At 67.7% G+C, this 16,453-nt stretch carries 16 protein-coding genes; 12 read left to right on the top strand and 4 right to left on the bottom strand.

Annotated features, from left to right (window positions below; translation table 11 throughout):
* Positions 1–12: 12 nt before the first annotated feature.
* Together ACGFNJ_RS40995 and ACGFNJ_RS40990 are read right to left on the bottom strand one after the other, a co-directional pair.
* Positions 13–876, bottom strand: a complete 864-nt coding sequence (locus tag ACGFNJ_RS40995; protein ID WP_393461493.1) for a c-type cytochrome — start codon at positions 874–876, stop codon at positions 13–15.
* A 58-nt stretch (positions 877–934) separates the two neighbouring features.
* A complete protein-coding gene (locus ACGFNJ_RS40990) occupies positions 935–1,546 on the bottom strand; it encodes a heme-copper oxidase subunit III (RefSeq protein ID WP_393461491.1) in 612 nt (203 codons plus the stop codon).
* 345 nt (positions 1,547–1,891) lie between these two features.
* Here ACGFNJ_RS40990 and ACGFNJ_RS40985 point away from each other — a divergent pair, with 345 nt between their 5' ends.
* The 3 genes from ACGFNJ_RS40985 (at position 1,892) to ACGFNJ_RS40975 (ending at position 3,907) form a co-directional block, all read left to right on the top strand.
* Positions 1,892–2,338: a hypothetical protein gene (locus tag ACGFNJ_RS40985; protein WP_393461489.1), complete on the top strand. Its 447-nt coding sequence runs from the start codon at positions 1,892–1,894 to the stop codon at positions 2,336–2,338.
* Between the two features lie 111 nt (positions 2,339–2,449).
* Entirely contained in the window at positions 2,450–3,511 is a 1,062-nt protein-coding gene (gene trpD / locus ACGFNJ_RS40980; protein ID WP_393461487.1) for an anthranilate phosphoribosyltransferase, read from the top strand.
* A gap of 114 nt (positions 3,512–3,625) precedes the next feature.
* The gene (locus ACGFNJ_RS40975) at positions 3,626–3,907 is read left to right on the top strand and encodes a hypothetical protein (RefSeq protein WP_393461485.1); all 282 of its coding nucleotides are present in this window, start codon (positions 3,626–3,628) and stop codon (positions 3,905–3,907) included.
* A gap of 410 nt (positions 3,908–4,317) precedes the next feature.
* Here the strand turns inward: ACGFNJ_RS40975 and ACGFNJ_RS40970 are convergent, their stop codons facing one another.
* Together ACGFNJ_RS40970 and ACGFNJ_RS40965 are read right to left on the bottom strand one after the other, a co-directional pair.
* Entirely contained in the window at positions 4,318–4,593 is a 276-nt protein-coding gene (locus ACGFNJ_RS40970; protein WP_393461483.1) for an Lrp/AsnC family transcriptional regulator, read from the bottom strand.
* Between the two features lie 4 nt (positions 4,594–4,597).
* Complete coding sequence (locus tag ACGFNJ_RS40965) at positions 4,598–7,480, bottom strand: DEDD exonuclease domain-containing protein (RefSeq protein WP_393461481.1); 2,883 nt, start codon at positions 7,478–7,480, stop codon at positions 4,598–4,600.
* Positions 7,481–8,089: 609 nt separating this feature from the next.
* On the opposite strand from ACGFNJ_RS40965, the gene ACGFNJ_RS40960 reads away from it, so the two are divergent.
* From ACGFNJ_RS40960 to ACGFNJ_RS40920, 9 genes are all read left to right on the top strand, one after another.
* Entirely contained in the window at positions 8,090–8,650 is a 561-nt protein-coding gene (locus ACGFNJ_RS40960) for a C40 family peptidase (protein ID WP_393461479.1), read from the top strand.
* Positions 8,651–8,918: 268 nt separating this feature from the next.
* Complete coding sequence (locus ACGFNJ_RS40955) at positions 8,919–9,947, top strand: NlpC/P60 family protein (protein ID WP_393461477.1); 1,029 nt, start codon at positions 8,919–8,921, stop codon at positions 9,945–9,947.
* A gap of 6 nt (positions 9,948–9,953) precedes the next feature.
* Entirely contained in the window at positions 9,954–10,946 is a 993-nt protein-coding gene (locus tag ACGFNJ_RS40950) for a hypothetical protein (RefSeq protein WP_393461475.1), read from the top strand.
* Between the two features lie 233 nt (positions 10,947–11,179).
* Positions 11,180–12,307 (top strand): glycosyltransferase family 4 protein, encoded by a 1,128-nt coding sequence (locus tag ACGFNJ_RS40945; protein ID WP_393461473.1) that lies wholly within the window; start codon positions 11,180–11,182, stop codon positions 12,305–12,307.
* 362 nt (positions 12,308–12,669) lie between these two features.
* The gene (locus tag ACGFNJ_RS40940; protein ID WP_393461471.1) at positions 12,670–13,053 is read left to right on the top strand and encodes a polyketide cyclase / dehydrase and lipid transport; all 384 of its coding nucleotides are present in this window, start codon (positions 12,670–12,672) and stop codon (positions 13,051–13,053) included.
* Positions 13,054–13,124: 71 nt separating this feature from the next.
* The gene (locus tag ACGFNJ_RS40935; RefSeq protein ID WP_069165110.1) at positions 13,125–13,562 is read left to right on the top strand and encodes an SRPBCC family protein; all 438 of its coding nucleotides are present in this window, start codon (positions 13,125–13,127) and stop codon (positions 13,560–13,562) included.
* Entirely contained in the window at positions 13,559–14,872 is a 1,314-nt protein-coding gene (locus tag ACGFNJ_RS40930; protein ID WP_393461665.1) for an ArsA family ATPase, read from the top strand. Before ACGFNJ_RS40935 ends, ACGFNJ_RS40930 begins: the two co-directional genes overlap by 4 nt.
* The gene (locus tag ACGFNJ_RS40925; RefSeq protein WP_393461469.1) at positions 14,865–15,305 is read left to right on the top strand and encodes a hypothetical protein; all 441 of its coding nucleotides are present in this window, start codon (positions 14,865–14,867) and stop codon (positions 15,303–15,305) included. Before ACGFNJ_RS40930 ends, ACGFNJ_RS40925 begins: the two co-directional genes overlap by 8 nt.
* Complete coding sequence (locus ACGFNJ_RS40920; RefSeq protein ID WP_393461467.1) at positions 15,302–16,309, top strand: ROK family protein; 1,008 nt, start codon at positions 15,302–15,304, stop codon at positions 16,307–16,309. The genes ACGFNJ_RS40925 and ACGFNJ_RS40920 overlap by 4 nt, the downstream gene beginning before the upstream one ends.
* Positions 16,310–16,453 lie beyond the last annotated feature (144 nt).

Genomic DNA, 16,453 nt, shown 5'->3' with positions numbered 1-16,453 from the left:
GCTCCTTCTCACTCATGAACGGGACCCGATCCAAATCGCGGCACCGACCACCGTCGTAATGCCGATCACCCACATGACCAGACCCTCGGTCGCGGGACCGAATCCACCGAGGTCCCAGCCGCCGGGAGCACGCTCTTCCTTGGCGTTCATGACGTAGGCGATGATGTCGCGCTTCTCTTCCGGCGAGAGCTGCCGGTCGGAGAACTTCGGCATGTTCTGCGGGCCCGAGACCATCGCGTCGTAGATCTGCTGCTCGGAGGCGGGCTCCAGCGGCGGCGCGAACTTACCCGAGGAGAGTGCGCCACCACGGCCGGTGAAGTTGTGGCAGGAGGCGCAGTTCATCCGGAACAGTTCCGAACCACGCGCGATGTCGTCGCCGCGCAGGGATTCCTGGGCGATCTCGCCGTTCGCGTCACGCACCACGCTCGGGCCGCCGCCGTTGGCCGCAACATACGCCATCAGCGCGTCGGTCTGGCGCTCGTCGAACTTCGGTGGCTTGCGCTGCGCCTGAGCCTCGTTGCGGGCCATCGGCATGCGGCCGGAAGACACCTGGAAGTAGACGGCGGCCTCGCCGACACCGATGAGGCTCGGGCCGCGATCCGCGACACCCTGCAGGTTCGCACCGTGGCAGGTGATGCAGGACGTGTCATACAGCTGCTGGCCCTCGCGGATCAGCGCGGACTGGTCCTCGTGCGCGGTCGCGCGCTGCGGGTCCGGCGTCAACGCCGCTGCCAGGAAGCCTGCTCCGACGAGGCCCACCAACAGCGCGAGCCCGCCCGCGATGCGACGGCGAACGCGGCGCTGCCTGCGCGTCTTGCTGGCCTCGCCGTTCCCGTTGCTTTCGGGCGCTGGCGCTGACGGGGGAGATGAACTCATCTGTGTCCCTTTGGAGTAGACGGAACCGACTTGTGCAAAAGACTGGGTAATGCCCGACTCAGCGGACGAAGTAGATCGTGGCGAACAACCCGATCCACACGATGTCGACGAAGTGCCAGTAGTACGAGACGACGATCGCGGCAGTGGCCTGCGCGGGCGTGAACTTACTGACCTTGGTGCGGATCAGCAGGAACACGAACGCGATCAGACCGCCGATGACGTGCAAACCGTGGAAACCGGTGGTGATGTAGAACACCGAGCCGTACGCACTGCTCGAGATCGAGGTGCCTTCGTGCACCAGATTCATGTACTCGTAGCCCTGACCGGCGACGAACATCGCGCCCATGATCAGGGTGACGACATACCAGCGACGCAGGCCGAACACGTCGCCCTTCTCCGCCGCGAACACACCCATCTGGCAGGTGAACGACGACGCGACCAGGACGGCGGTGACCGGCACGGCGAGCTTCAGGTTCAACTCGGTCGGTTCCGGCGGCCAATTGCCATGGGCCTGCGCGCGCGCGACGAAGTACATCGCGAAGAGGCCGGCGAAGAACATCAGCTCGCTGGACAGCCAGATGATGGTACCGACGCTGACCATGTTGGGCCGATTCAGCGAGTGCACACGCTGGGTAATGGCCGATCCGGGGGTCCCTACTGCGGTCGTCACGGGGGTAAGTATGACTCGTCGTAGTACGACACAAGTACCCGGGTGCGAAACTTGTGTCTCCGTGTCGGAAGACCCACGGACAGACAACGTCTCGACCTGGGAAGATCGTTTCGCGGTGGCTGCGACGCGACCCGTTCGGGGGTCGGGAAAATCGGCGCCGCGCAACGATTCGACCAGGGGCGGTGGCCGGCCGGCGGGTGCGTCGCGCGCCCGAGCGGCCGGAATGTGTCGTTTCGGTGCGGGCGCGGCGGGCGGCTTCCCGTTCCGCAAAACTCGCGGGTACCGGTCGGGCGTGTCGGCATTGCCGGGTACCAGGATGGCATGCGGAGATAAGGGGAACCTGAGATGGGAATCGATGTGGGACGTGGTTGGCGGCGCTGGTTCGGACGGGGCGGTCCGGCACCGCTGGATCCCAGCCGGGCCGATTTGGTAGTGGTCGTCGCGAGTTTCGATGACGCCGAGGCTTGTTCGACGGCGCTGGCGCGCGCTACCGACCTGATCGCGGACGCGCCTGCGGTGCTGCGTCATCACCTGCGGGTACCGCCGGGGCAGGTCGAGGCGGTGTGCGGGATCGCGGCGCAGGAGGGGTACGCGCCTGCGCCGCAGGTCGGCGGGCCGGGGACCGACACGATGGAAACGGTGATCCTGCAACGGGTGCAGGTGCTCGACGCGCTGCACTGTTCGCAAGAACGCTCTCGAATGGCCGGACTCGCGCAACGCCACGACGGCACCGCCGACGGCTGGGATGCACTGCAGCCGCGCCCCGCGAATGGAAATGCCACCGAACAGTGACAATAAGCCCTCGCCCAGTAGGCTTCTTCGCGACAAACTGGTGGGCAGCCGCGCGCATTCGCGCGTCGCGAGCACTCTTGCGAGCCAGCGTGACAGGGAGAAGTGGACAAGATGAGCGAACGCAGCTGGCCTCAGGTTTTGGGGGCCCTCACCGACGGTGACGACCTGGCTGCGGACGACACGGCCTGGGCGATGGACGAGATCATGTCGGACAACGCGACCTCCGCGCAGATCGCCGCATTCGGTGTCGCCATGAAGATCAAAGGCCCGACACCTGCCGAGCTCACCGGCCTCGCCACCGGCATGCTGGAACACGCGCGGCTGGTGCACATCGACGGCGACGCCGTCGACATCGTCGGCACCGGCGGTGATCGGTCCGGATCGGTGAACATCTCCACGATGTCCTCGATCGTCGTCGCGGCCGCCGGGGTGCCGGTGGTCAAGCACGGCAACCGGGCGGCGTCCTCGAAAAGCGGCGGCGCGGATGTGCTCGAGGCGCTCGGCGTGCGGCTCGCGCTCGGACCGGAATCGGTGGCCCGGTGCGTTCGTGAGGTCGGCATCGGGTTCTGTTTCGCGCCGGTGTTTCATCCCGCGCTGCGGTTCGCCGGTGCGGCGCGCAGGGAAATCGGCATCCCGACCGTCTTCAATGTGCTTGGGCCGCTGACGAATCCGGCGCAACCGCGGGCAGGTCTGGTCGGGTGCGCGTTCACCGACCTGCTTCCGGTGATCGCGGGCGTTTTCGCCGGACGCGGCGGGAGTGCGCTGGTGGTGCGTGGCAACGACGGTCTGGACGAGATCACCACCTCCGACACCACGGCCGCCTGGGTGGTGTCCGGCGGGCAGATGCGGGAAACCACCATCGACCCGACTCGCCTCGGCATCCCCCGCGTCGACCTCTCCGCATTGCGCGGCGGCGACGCACAGGTCAACGCGGGTGTCGCGCGCGACGTCTTCGGCGGGACCAGCGGTGCGGTTCGCGATGCGGTGCTGGTGAACTCGGCGGCGGCGATCGTCGCCTACAACCTGTCGCAGGGCACCGCCGACGCCGACACCGAGGTGCACGAGCTGCTCGCGACCGGCCTCGAACGCGCCGCGGAAGCGATCGACTCGGGCAACGCCGCCGCGCTGCTCGAGCGCTGGACCAAGCTGACGGTCACGCTCGGCGACCGCTGACCTGGGCATTTCTTCGCCCGCCAGGCGGGACTACAGTTGGAGCGACATTCCGGCAAATCACCCGGGTTCGATGTCCGGGTGCGCGCCGGTTCTTCGACTGGTGAGGAGCACAACATGCGTCGCAGCGTTCGTGCACTACCCGGCGTGCTCGCGGTGGTGGCCGTGCTGGTCGCCGCGCCGACGGCCCAGGCGGACGGCAGTTTGATGGTCAACAACCGAGACATGGGCAATGCGGGCTGCGTCTTTCTCGGCAGCGACGACACCCGCACGATCGAGAACAACACCGACAGCGTGGTCACCCTCTTCCCGCTCGCCGGCTGCGAGGGTGATTCCAGCGGTGTGCTCGCGCCCGGCGAGGCAGGCCAATACACCAGCAAGTCAGCACAAATCGGCTGAGTCGGCGGAATCCGCACGCCACCAAACCCTGAGCCCGGCACAACCGAGCCGAGTCGGCGCGCGCTCTCCACACGGCATGAACATCGGCCAGCGATCGAGCCGAGCCAACCGGTTCGGTGCGCGGACACCAGCGAACCAGCGACAGCTGGTGAAATAGGCGTCCCCGCTGTACATCAAGCACCGCCCCTGTGCGGCGGGGACGACTTCAAGATCATGGGGTACTGGTGCAGGCATCGCCCGAGAGGCCACCTGCACCAGTTCCCCCTCGACACGGGGCCGAGCCGACACGATCTCCACGCGGCCAGCCACACAGTCGGGCCGAGTCGGCGGGCTCTCCACGGACACAACGCCGTCGAGTTGGTGTTGATGGCTGATCGGGCGACCGAGCATTGTCGGCCGCCCGCTCGGTTTCACTCGCCCAGCGAGAAGCCTGCCTCGACATCCACGCGGGAGTAGGACTTGAACGCGATGTGGGTGGTGGTCCGTGCGACGCCGTCGACCTTGTCGATGCGCCCGGTCACCACCTCGGCGATCTGCTCGTGGTCGCGCACTCGCACAATCGCGATCAGGTCCACGTCGCCTGCGCAGGAGTAGACCTCGGCAACACCTTCGGTGTCCGCCACGGCCTGCGCGGTCTCGGGAATGCGGCCGTTGTCGGCAAGGATCAGCACGATCGCGGTAATCATGCGCTCAGCCTAAGCGGTTCACGTATTCCTCTTCGGCCGGTTGGGTCCTCGCCGCCGCATCAGCCACCTCCGCCCACCCCGACCACCGCGCCGCACCATACACCGGCTCCCGATACCCCTCGCTCGTCCGCACGATCCGCACCCCCGGCCGAGCCAGCCACCGCACCACCAGCCCCGCCTCCTCCGGCGAAGCCCCCCGCAGCGGCGGCACATTGATCGGAACGTCCTCCCACGCCCCCACATCCACCCGAACCGGCACGTCCACCAAAACGTCCTGCCCCACCCGCACACCCACCGAGGCCTTATCTATATGCGAGCCGTCCTCCCTCGCGCGCACGTTCGCTGCCCCACCGTCGCCCGCGCCCTCGTCTCGTGGGGCCTTATCTATATGCACGCCCGCCGAGGCCTCATCTATATACGAGCCGCCCTCCCCCGCACGCACGTTCGCGGAGCCACCCTCGCCCGCGCGCTGATCTCTTGGGGCCTTATCTATATGCACGTCCACCGAGGCCTCATCTATAGACGAGCCGCCCTCCCCCACTCGAGCGCTCACCGAATCACCCATGCCTGCCCGCACGGTCGGTCGGGCCTTATCCATTACCTGCGCGCCGCCCACCGCGGCACCCGCGCTCGCCGAGTCGCCTTCCCCCGCACCCATGCCCGCCGCGTTCCCATCCCCTGCATGCACGTCCCCCGAACCGCCGTCGCCCACTCGCACATCCGGCGAGGCGTTGTCTGTACGCAAGTCCCACTCCCCCGCGCGCACGTTCGCGGAGCCACCCACGCCCTGGTCTCTCGGGGCCTTATCTATATGGACGTCCACAGAGGCCTTATCTATACGCAAGTCCCACTCCCCCGCGCGCATGTTCGCCGAGCCACCCTTGCCCGCACGTCTGCCATTTGAGGCCTTATTTATGTGCGCGTCCGTCGAGGCCGTATCTCTGCGCAGGTCTGCTGAGGCCTCACCTTTCGCGCGCAGGCCGCCCTCCCCCGCACGTCTGCTCTCCGAATCACGCTCGCCCGCATCTGCGTCGGACAGGGACCCATCTACTGCACGCACGTGGCGCTCGTCCGGACGCATGCTCATCGAGCCGCGCTCGTCGGTGCGCACGTCATTTGAGGCCTTATCTGTATGCGCGTCGGCCGTGGCCTTATCTATCGCACGCCTGCCGTCCTCCCCTGCACGGGCGCTCGAGTCACTCTCGCCCGCATAAGCGTCCGGGTTGGCCTTATCTACGGCGTGCACATGGCTCCCTCCCGAACGCATGCTCATCGAGTCACGCGCATCGTTGGGGGCTTTATCTATATGGGCGTCTGCTGAGGCCTCATCTATTGGGTGTGCACCGCCCTCGGGGATGACGGTTTCGGCCGCGGCGACCAGACGTTCGACGACCGGCATCGGGGAGACGCCGCGGACCGCGGTGCCTGCGGCGGCGAGGCGGCCGTAGCGGATGACGGCGAACTCCCATCCGCCTACACCGTCGGGGTGGGCGGCGATGAGTTCGGCGATGCGGGCAACGGCGGTGAGGCGCTGGGTGCGGTGCAGGGCGCGGATCACCGCGACGGTGCGGTCGCGGAGGCGGGCAGCCGCTTCGAAGTGTTCGGCGCGGGAGTGGGATTCGATGCGGTCGAGCATGGTGCGCAACGCCGCGTCGGAGTGGCCGGCGAACAGGGCGCGCACGCGGGCGGCAACCGGTGCGTATTCCTCTGTATTAATAGGCCTTCCATCACCGGCCGCTGGGCAGCCGCCGACGATCGCGGGCGGGCACTCGTGCCTGCCGCGGCTGGGCAGGCGGGTAGTGCAGGTGCGCAGGCCGGTGTGTTCGGCGATGATCACCGCCAGTTCGGCCGCCTCGTTGCGAGAGTTGAAGGGTCCGAGGGCGTCCCGGTTCGGAGTGCGGGCGATCGCGAAGCGCGGGAACGGCTCGGCGGTGAGCGTGATCCACCAGGCGCGCTTGGGGAACTTGGAGCGACGGTTGTAGGGCGGGGTGTGCGCGACGAGCAGTCGAAGTTCCCGCACCCCTGCCTCCAACGCGTGCGCGCACACGACGTGATCGACTCTGGTTGCCAGCGAGACCATTTCTTTCATCCGGCCTCTGGTCTCCGAGCCGGTGAAGTAACTGCGTACGCGGCGGCGCAAATTCACCGCGGTGCCGATATAGAGGACTTCGTCGGACGGTCCACGGAACAGGTACACGCCGGGACTTGTCGGCAGGTCGGCGGCGAGGAACCGCTTGGCGCGCTGGCGCGGCGTGACGTCGGGCAGGTAGTCGACGAGCTCGGTGAGACTGTGCACGCCTTGATTGCCGACTCGTCCGATCAGCGCGTGCAGCACGTCGACGGTGGCCCGCGCGTCGTCCAGTGCCCGGTGCGTCGGCTGGGTACTCGCGCCGAGCAACTGGGCCAGCGCGCTCAACCGCACCGACGGCGCCTCGTCCCTGCCGAGTACGCGCCGCGCCAGCTTCACGGTGCAGAGCACGGTGAAGCTCGGCCACGCGGTCTCGCAGCTGGCCGCCGCGGCCCGCAGGAAGGCCGTGTCGAACCGCGCGTTGTGCGCGACGAGCACCGCCCCTGCGGCAAACTCCAGAAACCCGGGCAGCACCGCATCGATCTTGGGCGCCGCGTAGACCATCGCGGTGGTGATCCCGGTGACCTGAACGATGGCGGGCGGCACCGCCCGACCGGGGTTGACCAGGGTGGCGAACTCACCGAGCACCTCGCCACCTCGCACCTTCACCGCGCCGATCTCGGTGATCGCGTCGGCGCCGGGGCTGGTTCCGGTGGTTTCGAGGTCGACGACCACGAAGGTGGTGTCGTAGAGCGGCGTGTCGAGGTCATCGAAGACCAACTGCTGAGCGGCGGCCTTGCGCGGCGCGGGGTCGGACACGGGCAGGAGCGTAGGCCCTGGGTACGACAAGGCCGGATCCTTGTCCGATTCGTCCCAAATGCCCAGAAACCCGCCGGACAGAATCCTCGAGATTTTCGTTTCGATACCCACAAAATGATCTAGAACGCCAAAAAGTGACGCAGCTCACAATGTTGCACAAAAGACATCAATCGCTCGGGCGTGTCGGCCAGTGCCGAGGTGCTGCCACCGGCGCGCTGCGACCGATCGCGGCGAGTTACCCAACCGACCAGTCTTATAGCTTGACATGTCACCGAGATGAACGGAGCGACCTGGGGAAATGTCCAGCCGGTACACACCGAAACCCGGGCGAGCCGTCATGCCGCTGACCGAGATAGCGACAGAGGCGCTAGTCGATAACAACGCGTTGTTATCGTTCCGTGATTGCTGGGATATATCTCACATCGTTTAGACGAGATTTACATCGCGCGTCCGCAATTTGCCGTTGTCCGACTTTACAAACCACCGTGATGTGTTCGTAACCTTTTCGAGACCTCACGGAGTCCGGCGCACCACACCTGGTGCATCGACACGAAGTCCGCGGCACCAGCCAGGGTGCGGCGTCGTGGGGCAGATTGGGAGTACCGCATCATGACGACCAAATCCGTCAAGCGACGTGCCGTCGCCGCCGGGGCCGTCGGCGCTGCCACCATCGGCGCATTCCTGCTTCCGGCCGCCCCCGCATCGGCGCAGCCGGTGACCATCCCCGGCATCGGCACCTTCGAGGTGCCGAACGAGATCCAGATCCCGCAGGGGATCCCCGGCATCGAGCTGCCCGCACAGCCGCAGCTGTTCGTCGCACCCAAGAAGACCATCGGCGAAGAGGCCCTCGACGCCGCCATGAGCAAGCTGGGCGCCCCGTACGTGTACGGCGCGGCCGGCCCGAACGCCTTCGACTGCTCCGGCCTGGTCCAGTGGTCCTACCGCCAGGCAGGCCTCGAGCTGCCGCGCACCAGCGGCGCCCAGCTCGGCGCGGGCACGCCGGTCTCGATGGACGACCTGCAGCCCGGCGACCTGGTGTCGTTCTACGGCGGCGGCCACTCCGGCCTGTACGCCGGCGACGGCAACGTCGTGCACGCGTCCACCTCCGGCACGCCCGTGCGGGTGGCGCCGATCTCCTCGATGCCGTTCGCCGGAGCCCGTCGCTTCTGAGAAACCGCTGTTCGGGCCGTATTTTGCGGCCCGACCTCCGGATCACGGATGTGATCGTTTCGTTCTCTACTGGACACAGACCTAGGCCGTTCCGTAACCTAATCGAGACCTTCTCGGATTACCCGGGGCACGCCATCGGCAAACCTCGCGCATCTCGAAGGTGCTGGGTCGGTTCACAAGCGTCAGTTCACGAGAGATCGCTTCACCAAGGAACGAGGCACGGCAGGCTGTGGCAGCACACCGGAGACGACACCGCTCGACCCGTCTGGTGGGAGGGGCACTGGCGGCCGGAGTTCTGGCCACCACCGTCCTGTGTGGCGGCAGCCCGGCGGTCGCCGATCCGGTAGCGCTACCGACCACGGCCACGGAGGCCGTGCAGCGGATGATCGACCTCTCCCGGCAGTCCGACCAGCTCAATCAGCAGGCTCTCGGTGTCCAGGAAGACCTCGATGCCAAGCTCGGGCTGCAACACGACGCCGACGCCAAGCTGGCCGACGCCACCACCCTGGTGAACCAGGCCCGCGACGAAGTACGCAAGTACCAGCCGATCATCGATCGGACCGCGATCGCCGCCTATCAGGGCGCCCGCACCAACCGGCTGTTCGCCGTGCTGGTCAGCGATTCCCCGCAGCAGCTGCTCGACCAGATGTCCACGCTGGACGTGCTGACCGCGCAGACCTCCGCGCAGCTCGATCTGTACAAGAAGGCGACCGACGCCGCCGACGCCGCAGAGCATCTCGCGCGCCGCGCCGCCGACGAAGCCCGTTCGGCCGCAGACAAAGCCGAGGCGGTGCGTGCCGACCTCGAACGCAAACGCAGTGATCTCGGCGGCGCCATCGCCCAGGTGGTCGGGGCGTGGAGTTCGTTGTCCGCGAAGGACAAGTCGGCGCTCGCCGGTTCACCGTTCCCGCCCGGCTTCGACCGCGACACCCTGTTGCAAGGGTTGGTGCCTGGCAGCGGAACGAGCGCGCTGGCCGCCGGGCTCACCCGAATCGGCGACCCCTACGTGTGGGGCGCGACCGGACCGCACCAGTTCGACTGCTCGGGGCTCGTCCAGTGGGCGTTCAAACAAGTCGGCAAGAACGTACCGAGGACCAGTTCGGCGCAGGCGTCCTACGGCACGCCCGTCGCGCAAAAAGATCTGCAGCCCGGTGATGTCGTGTTCTTCTACTCCGACATCTCCCACGTCGGCATCTATGCAGGCAATGGGCTCATGGTGCACGCCTCCACCTTTGGTGTGCCGGTCGCGGTGGCACCCATCTCCACCACGCCGTATCACTCCGCTCGGCGATACTGACAAGCTATGAGAATGCGGCGGGTCCGCGCGTGGTGGTTGGCACGACGGAGATTCGAGTTCTGTCTCACCGTCGCGATGGTGGTCGCGCTGACCGGATTCTGCGGTGCGCTGATCATGCTGCCGAACGCCGAAGGGACACACGCGGAAACGCCGCGCGCCGTCACGGCCGACGCCATCGGTCAGGCCGCCGCGGCCGATCCGAGGCTCGCCGACGTGCGCCGCAGCATCGAACCGTTCGGCCCGATCATTGCCGAAGAGGTGGCGACCGGAAACGGACAGCAATCTCTCGTCGTGGGTCACCCTGAGCAGCACACCGAAATCGGCCTCCTGCAACAAGAACTCGCCGCCGCCACGACTGCGGTCACCGAGGTGTGGGGCCCCGACTGGGCGCAGTCGGCGCTGGTCGTCGTCGCCTCCTCCCCCTCCGAATTCGCCGGTCTCGTGCACGCGGGCTCGACCATATCCGCCGAGGTGGCTGCCGCGTCCGTGGCCGACCCGTTCGTGGCGGGCAGCTCGCCGACCGGTCAGCGGATCGTCTTCAGCGCTGATGCCGGACGGCGTCTCGACGACACGGGCATGCGTACCCTGCTGCGGCACGAACTCACCCACATCGCCACCCGCGCCGAAACCCGGGACGGCGCACCGCTGTGGATGCTCGAGGGTTTCGCCGATTACACCGCCCACCTCGGCCATCGCTTCACCCAGGTCGCACCCACGCTCGCCGCGCAGATCCGGCAGCGTGAGCTGCCTCGAGACCTCCCGCCGGACGCCGCGTTCACCGGTCCTGCCGCCGCGGCCACGTATGAACAGGCGTGGTCGGTGTGCGCGTTCGTCGCCGAGAAGTACGACCGATCCCGTCTGGTCGAGCTCTATCGCCGGATCGCCGCGGCCAAGCAGAGCCCGGTCAGCGAGAACCAGATCCTGCAGGACGTGCTCGGCGCCGGCCGTGCCGATTTCATCGCCGACTGGCGCAATTGGCTATCGGCACAAGCGGTCTGAGCTGCGATCCGCGGCTGCATGATCACGGTCGCGCGGCCGACTGACCTCGCTCCGCCAGGTCGAGGGTGATGGTCACGCTTGGGTCCGTGTGCCGAGCATCGACACCGCAGCGCACTGTCCACGCCCGCAGCCCGGGTGTGCCCGGACTCAGGACCGAGCGGCGCCGACACGAAAGAGCGTCGCGAATACGCAGCGCCGCAATGTCGGCCAAGCGCACACAGTAGGTTGTCAGCATGGCCCGAACTTTGCTGGTGACCAATGATTTCCCGCCGCGGCCGGGTGGTATTCAGTCCTATCTGCACGCGCTGGCCGGACAACTGCCGCCGGATGATCTCGTCGTCTACGCCCCACGCTGGCGCGGCGACAGTCATCTGAAATTCGATGCCAAACAAAAGTTTCAGGTGGTCCGCCACCCCACCACGCTGATGCTGCCCACCCCGCTCGTCATGCGCCGGGCCGCCCGCCTGCTGCGCAGCGAACAGTGCGACACGGTGTGGTTCGGCGCCGCCGCGCCGCTCGCCCTGATGGCGCCGGTGCTGCGGCGCGCGGGCGCCGAGCGCATTCTGGCCAGCACGCACGGGCACGAGGTCGGCTGGTCGATGCTGCCCGCCGCCAGGCAGGCGCTGCGCCAGATCGGCGAGCACACCGACGTGGTCACTTATGTCAGCAAATACACGCGTCGCCGTTTCGCGTCGGCATTCGGCCGAAATGCGTCGCTGGAATATCTGCCTCCCGGCGTCGATACCGACACCTTTCGCCCGGATCCGGCCGCCCGCGCGGAATTGCGTGCGCGCTACGGCCTCGACGACCGGCCGACCATTCTCTGCCTGTCCAGGCTGGTTCCCCGAAAGGGCCAGGACGCACTGATTGTCGCGATGCTCGAAATCCGCAATCGGGTGCCCGGCGCGACCCTGGTCATCGCGGGCGGCGGGCCCTACGAGGAGAAGCTGCGCGAGCTGGCGATCGCCGTCGGTGTCGCCGACGATGTCATGTTCATCGGCCGGGTGCCCTCCGGTGAGCTGGCTGCCCACCACACCCTCGCCGACGTCTTCGCCATGCCGTGCCGCACCCGAGGCGCGGGTCTGGATGTCGAAGGACTCGGCATCGTCTATCTGGAGGCCTCGGCCTCCGGCGTACCGGTCGTGGCGGGCCGCTCGGGCGGTGCCCCGGAAACGGTCATCGAGGGCGAAACCGGCCGCGTGGTGGATGGCCGCTCGGTCGAGCAGATCACCGACGCCCTGGTCGACATCCTCTCCGACCCGGCAGCCGCGCAACGTATGGGCGCCGCGGGCCGGGAATTCGTCGAGGACCGGTGGCGCTGGGACACCCACGGCGCTCGCCTCCGCCAACTCTTGCGTTAGCCGTTCGTACCGAGAGGCCTCGGCCCTGTGCCGTAGTCCGGACGGATACGCGAGATCGGATATCGACGGAAGGCCGCGCTCCACGTCGATCGGCCCCGCGTCGAAGTCCGGACAGATGCGCCGGACCGGACGCCGACGGAAGGCCGAGCTCCGCATCAATCGGCCCCGCGTCGAAGTCCGGACAAGTGCGCCGGATCGGACATCGACGCAGGGCCGAGCTCCAGACGTTCGGCCCCGATCCGGCACCCGAGCTTGCCGATGGAAGCGAAGCGCCGTCGTGCGGTCCCATCCGTTAGGCTCAGCACCGTGACTGACCGAACCGAGCGAGCCGCCGACACCGCGACCTCCGGCGAGGTTCGGTCATGACCAGCATCACGGTCGCCGACCAAACCTTCGTCGCCGCCTCGGGGGCCGCAGTCGCCGATGTGCTGTCGGCGCCGAACAATTGGCTGCGCTGGTGGCCCGACCTCATCCTCGAGGTCCGGGAAGACCGCGGCGACAAGGGAATTCGCTGGATCACGAAGGGCGCGCTGGTCGGGACCATGGAGGTCTGGCTGCAGCCGTCGCTGGACGGAGTGATCCTGCATTACTTCCTGCACGCCGAACCGCATCCCGCGCTGCCGCCGAACCGGATCGCCGCCGCGAATCGCGCGCGCCGGGTCGCGGGCAAGAACATGTCGTTCGAACTGAAGTCGCGGCTGGAGGCGGGCCGCCCGGCCGGCGTCGCCCCTGCCAACGCCTCTTGACGCTCCCCCATCCCGCCGGCTCCGCCGGCTGCCATCCCCAGGACCGACGCTGAAAGGAACCGCTGTCCGCCATGGCCGACAGGACCCAGAGGTCGATCATCATCGAGGCCCCGTCGCAGCAGGTGATGTCCGTCATCGCCGACCTGGAGTCCTACCCGGAGTGGGTCTCGGCGGCGAAATCGGTCGAAGTACAGGAGAAGGGCCCGGACGGGCGGGCGCGCACCGCGCGGTTCGTGCTGGACGCGGGCGTGGTCAAGGACAGCTATGTGCTCGCCTACGACTGGCGCCCGGACAACAAGGCGGTCAGCTGGACGCTGGTCAGCGGTGAGCTGCAGAAGGCGCAGAACGGCACATACGAACTCATCGATCAGCCCAACGGCGGCACCGAGGTCGTCTACACGCTGACCGTCGACCTGAACATCCCCATGATCGGCATGTTCAAGCGCAAGGCCGAGAAGGTGATCACCGATACCGCGCTGAAAGAACTGAAGAAACGGGTCGAAGGCTGACGACGCAGAGGCCAGGGGCCGGAGCAGCCGCCGAGCGAACACGGCTCGAGCTGTTCATCGGCAAGGGTGGGGTAGGCAAGACGACGCTGGCGTGTGCCACCGCCGTGGCCTATGCCAGGTCGGGGCACCGGGTGCTCGTGGCCTCGCTGGATCAAGCACATTCGCTCGGCGACGCGCTCGGCTTCCGCTTCCCGCGCGACCCCGGCACGGTCACCGGCATCGTGCGCGTACAACCCGGCCTCGACGTGATCGAGGTGGATTCCCTTGCGCTGCTGGAGGATCGGTTCCGCGACGTGGTCCGGATGCTGTCCTCGGCGGCGGGCCACGACCACGGCGTCGACCTGTCCGCGCTCGATCCCGCCGAGCTGACCGGCCTGCCCGGCGTGCAGGAACTGCTCATGCTCGTCGAGATCACCGGGTTCGCGAACGAGAACGACTGGGATGTGGTGATCGTCGACTGCCCGCCCTCGGCCGACATGCTCCGCATCATCACCGCGCCCGACACCCTGCTCGGCTACCTCGAGCGGATCTGGCCGCCGCACGCCAGGGCGATGAGCACCGTCGGCACCGATCTGCGCCGCGCGGTGCTCGCCGTGACGGTCGAACGAATCGTCAAGGCGGTCACCGAGGTTCGCGATCTGCTCGCCGACCATCGGCGCACCGGCGCCAGGCTGATCACCGTCGCCGAGCGAGTGACGCTCGCCGAATCGGAGCGCGTCCGATCCGCCGCCGCGCTGCTCGGGCTGCGCCTGGACGCGGTGGTCGTCAACAAGGTGTTGCCGCCGACCGCCCCGGCGGAATCCGACCACCCCGCGGTGCATTGGTATCTGAACCGGCGGGCCGAACAGCTGGCCGCGATTGCCGAGTTAGAACACTCGATGCCGGGTATCCCGGTGCTGATCGCGGAGCACACCGGGCCGGAGCCGATCGGGCTGAACTCGCTCACGACCCTGTCGTACGCGGTGGACTCGGGCAGGAACAGCAACGATCCAGCCTTTATGCTGAGCGACAGTCCGGCGGAGGTTGACGCGAGTTCCGGCGAACCGGTGGTTCGATATGAATCGGGCACCGGTCTGCGCGCGATATACACACTGCGGATGCACCTGCCCGTTGTCGATGCGGCAACGCTGCGACTTGGCCGAGTGGAGGACGATTTGATCGTGGGAGCGGACGGGGTTCGGCGGCGCGTCCGTCTGGCGCCGGTGTTGCGGCGGTGCACGGTCGACGGCGCAGAACTCGACGGTGGTCAACTCGTGGTGCGGTTCCGGCCGGATCCGGACGTCTGGCCCGAAGGCGGTGCCGATGAGTGAACGGGATACGCCGCCGTCGGACGGCGCCGATCCAGTGGACGGTGTCGCCGAATTCGCGGCAGAGCTGAAGCTGCTCGCCGAAACCATGCTGGAGCGGGTGGAGCCGGTGCTGCGGCGTGCGGCCGACGGCCAGACCGAGTGGGCAAGCTGCGGTTGGTGCCCCGTGTGTGCCGCCGCCGCGCTGGTACGCGGCGAACACCACGAAGTACTGCAGACGGTCGCCGATCACGGCACCGCGATCGTCACGGTGCTGCGCGAGGCGCTGGCCGGGGTGCCGGTCGATCCGGTCATGCCCGATTTCGACCCAGAAAGTCACGAACACGGTGTGCGACAGGAGGATTCCGATCCCATGACGGCGACGTCGGAATCCGGTGCCGGCCAGCGCACCTCACGATCCCGCTATGTCAGCATCCCCGTGACGATCAAGGCATGACGCACCGGATGGCAGGTGCGCGGCCGCTGACCGTCGGAATCGACGTCGGCGGCACCAACATTCGCGCATCGGTGATCGACACCAGCGGTGAGGTACTCGACACCGTGCAGGCGCCGACCCCGCATTCGGCGAAAGCGCTCGAGGACGCGCTCGATCGGTCGGTGCGCGAACTGTGCCGCAGGCATCCGATCAGCGCGGTGGGTCTCGCCGTCGCCGGGTTCATCAACGGCGACCGCTCCACCGTTCGGTTCGCCCCGCATTTGCCATGGCAGGACACGCCTGTCGCACAACGGCTCACCGAACGGCTCGAGTTACCGGTCACCCTGGAGCACGACGCGAACGCCGCGCTCTGGGCCGAATACCGGTTCGGCGCCGCCGCGGGCGGACACAACGTGGTGCTCGTCGCGATCGGCACCGGCATCGGCGCCGCGCTGCTCATCGATGGCCGGCTCTATCGCGGAACCCACGGTGTCGCACCGGAACTCGGGCATCTGCAGGTCGTCCCCGACGGTCGGGCCTGCCCGTGCGGCAAGCGCGGCTGCTGGGAAAGGTATTGCAGCGGAACGGCACTCGCCGACACCGCGATCGAAATGCTGGCCACCGACCCGGTGCGCTCGGTGCTCGCGCGCGACGTCTACCGCGATCCCGGCTCGCTGACCGGACGCAGAGTCGCCAACGCCGCGCAGGACGGCGATCCGCTCGCCCAGCTCGTCATGGCCGATTTCGCGCGCTGGCTCGGGCTCGGGCTCGCGTTCGTCAGCGACATCTTCGATCCCGACCTCGTCGTCATCGCGGGCGGAGTCAGCAGCTCCGCGCCGCTGTACCTCGACGAGGCACGCGAGGAGTACGCCAGGGCCGTCACCGGTGCGGGGCATCGTCCGCTCGCCCGCATCCGCACCACCCAACTCGGCGAGGCGGCAGGCATGATCGGCGCCGCCGACCTGGCCCGCGCGGCCCTGATCGAGAGCGAACGCAAATCTTCCCGAGTAGCCCGCAGCCGCTGATCATCAAGCGTGAGCGTGCTGCGGGCGGTTGACGTTTCATCGCCGGCATCGGTGGTACTCGACAGATAAGAACGCTTGCTTCGGTCGCCGATGACCCCCCGATTTCCGGCCGCCGAGGACTCTGCGGCCGGCCACCGATTACGG

The sequence above is a fragment of the Nocardia sp. NPDC049149 genome (genome assembly GCF_043197455.1).
Classification (GTDB): domain Bacteria; phylum Actinomycetota; class Actinomycetes; order Mycobacteriales; family Mycobacteriaceae; genus Nocardia.
Note: the sequence above shows the minus strand (reverse complement) of the source record. Positions and strands in the feature narration are given on the sequence as shown.

Excerpts from the sequence above, each read along its gene's own strand:
- ACGFNJ_RS40995 (WP_393461493.1), bottom strand. The coding sequence starts at position 876 with ATGAGTTCATCTCCCCCGTCAGCGCCAGCGCCCGAAAGCAACGGGAAC.
- ACGFNJ_RS40985 (WP_393461489.1), top strand. The coding sequence starts at position 1,892 with ATGGGAATCGATGTGGGACGTGGTTGGCGGCGCTGGTTCGGACGGGGC.
- trpD (WP_393461487.1), top strand. The coding sequence starts at position 2,450 with ATGAGCGAACGCAGCTGGCCTCAGGTTTTGGGGGCCCTCACCGACGGT.
- ACGFNJ_RS40975 (WP_393461485.1), top strand. The coding sequence starts at position 3,626 with ATGCGTCGCAGCGTTCGTGCACTACCCGGCGTGCTCGCGGTGGTGGCC.
- ACGFNJ_RS40970 (WP_393461483.1), bottom strand. The coding sequence starts at position 4,593 with ATGATTACCGCGATCGTGCTGATCCTTGCCGACAACGGCCGCATTCCC.
- ACGFNJ_RS40960 (WP_393461479.1), top strand. The coding sequence starts at position 8,090 with ATGACGACCAAATCCGTCAAGCGACGTGCCGTCGCCGCCGGGGCCGTC.
- ACGFNJ_RS40950 (WP_393461475.1), top strand. The coding sequence starts at position 9,954 with ATGAGAATGCGGCGGGTCCGCGCGTGGTGGTTGGCACGACGGAGATTC.
- ACGFNJ_RS40945 (WP_393461473.1), top strand. The coding sequence starts at position 11,180 with ATGGCCCGAACTTTGCTGGTGACCAATGATTTCCCGCCGCGGCCGGGT.
- ACGFNJ_RS40940 (WP_393461471.1), top strand. The coding sequence starts at position 12,670 with ATGACCAGCATCACGGTCGCCGACCAAACCTTCGTCGCCGCCTCGGGG.
- ACGFNJ_RS40935 (WP_069165110.1), top strand. The coding sequence starts at position 13,125 with ATGGCCGACAGGACCCAGAGGTCGATCATCATCGAGGCCCCGTCGCAG.
- ACGFNJ_RS40925 (WP_393461469.1), top strand. The coding sequence starts at position 14,865 with ATGAGTGAACGGGATACGCCGCCGTCGGACGGCGCCGATCCAGTGGAC.
- ACGFNJ_RS40920 (WP_393461467.1), top strand. The coding sequence starts at position 15,302 with ATGACGCACCGGATGGCAGGTGCGCGGCCGCTGACCGTCGGAATCGAC.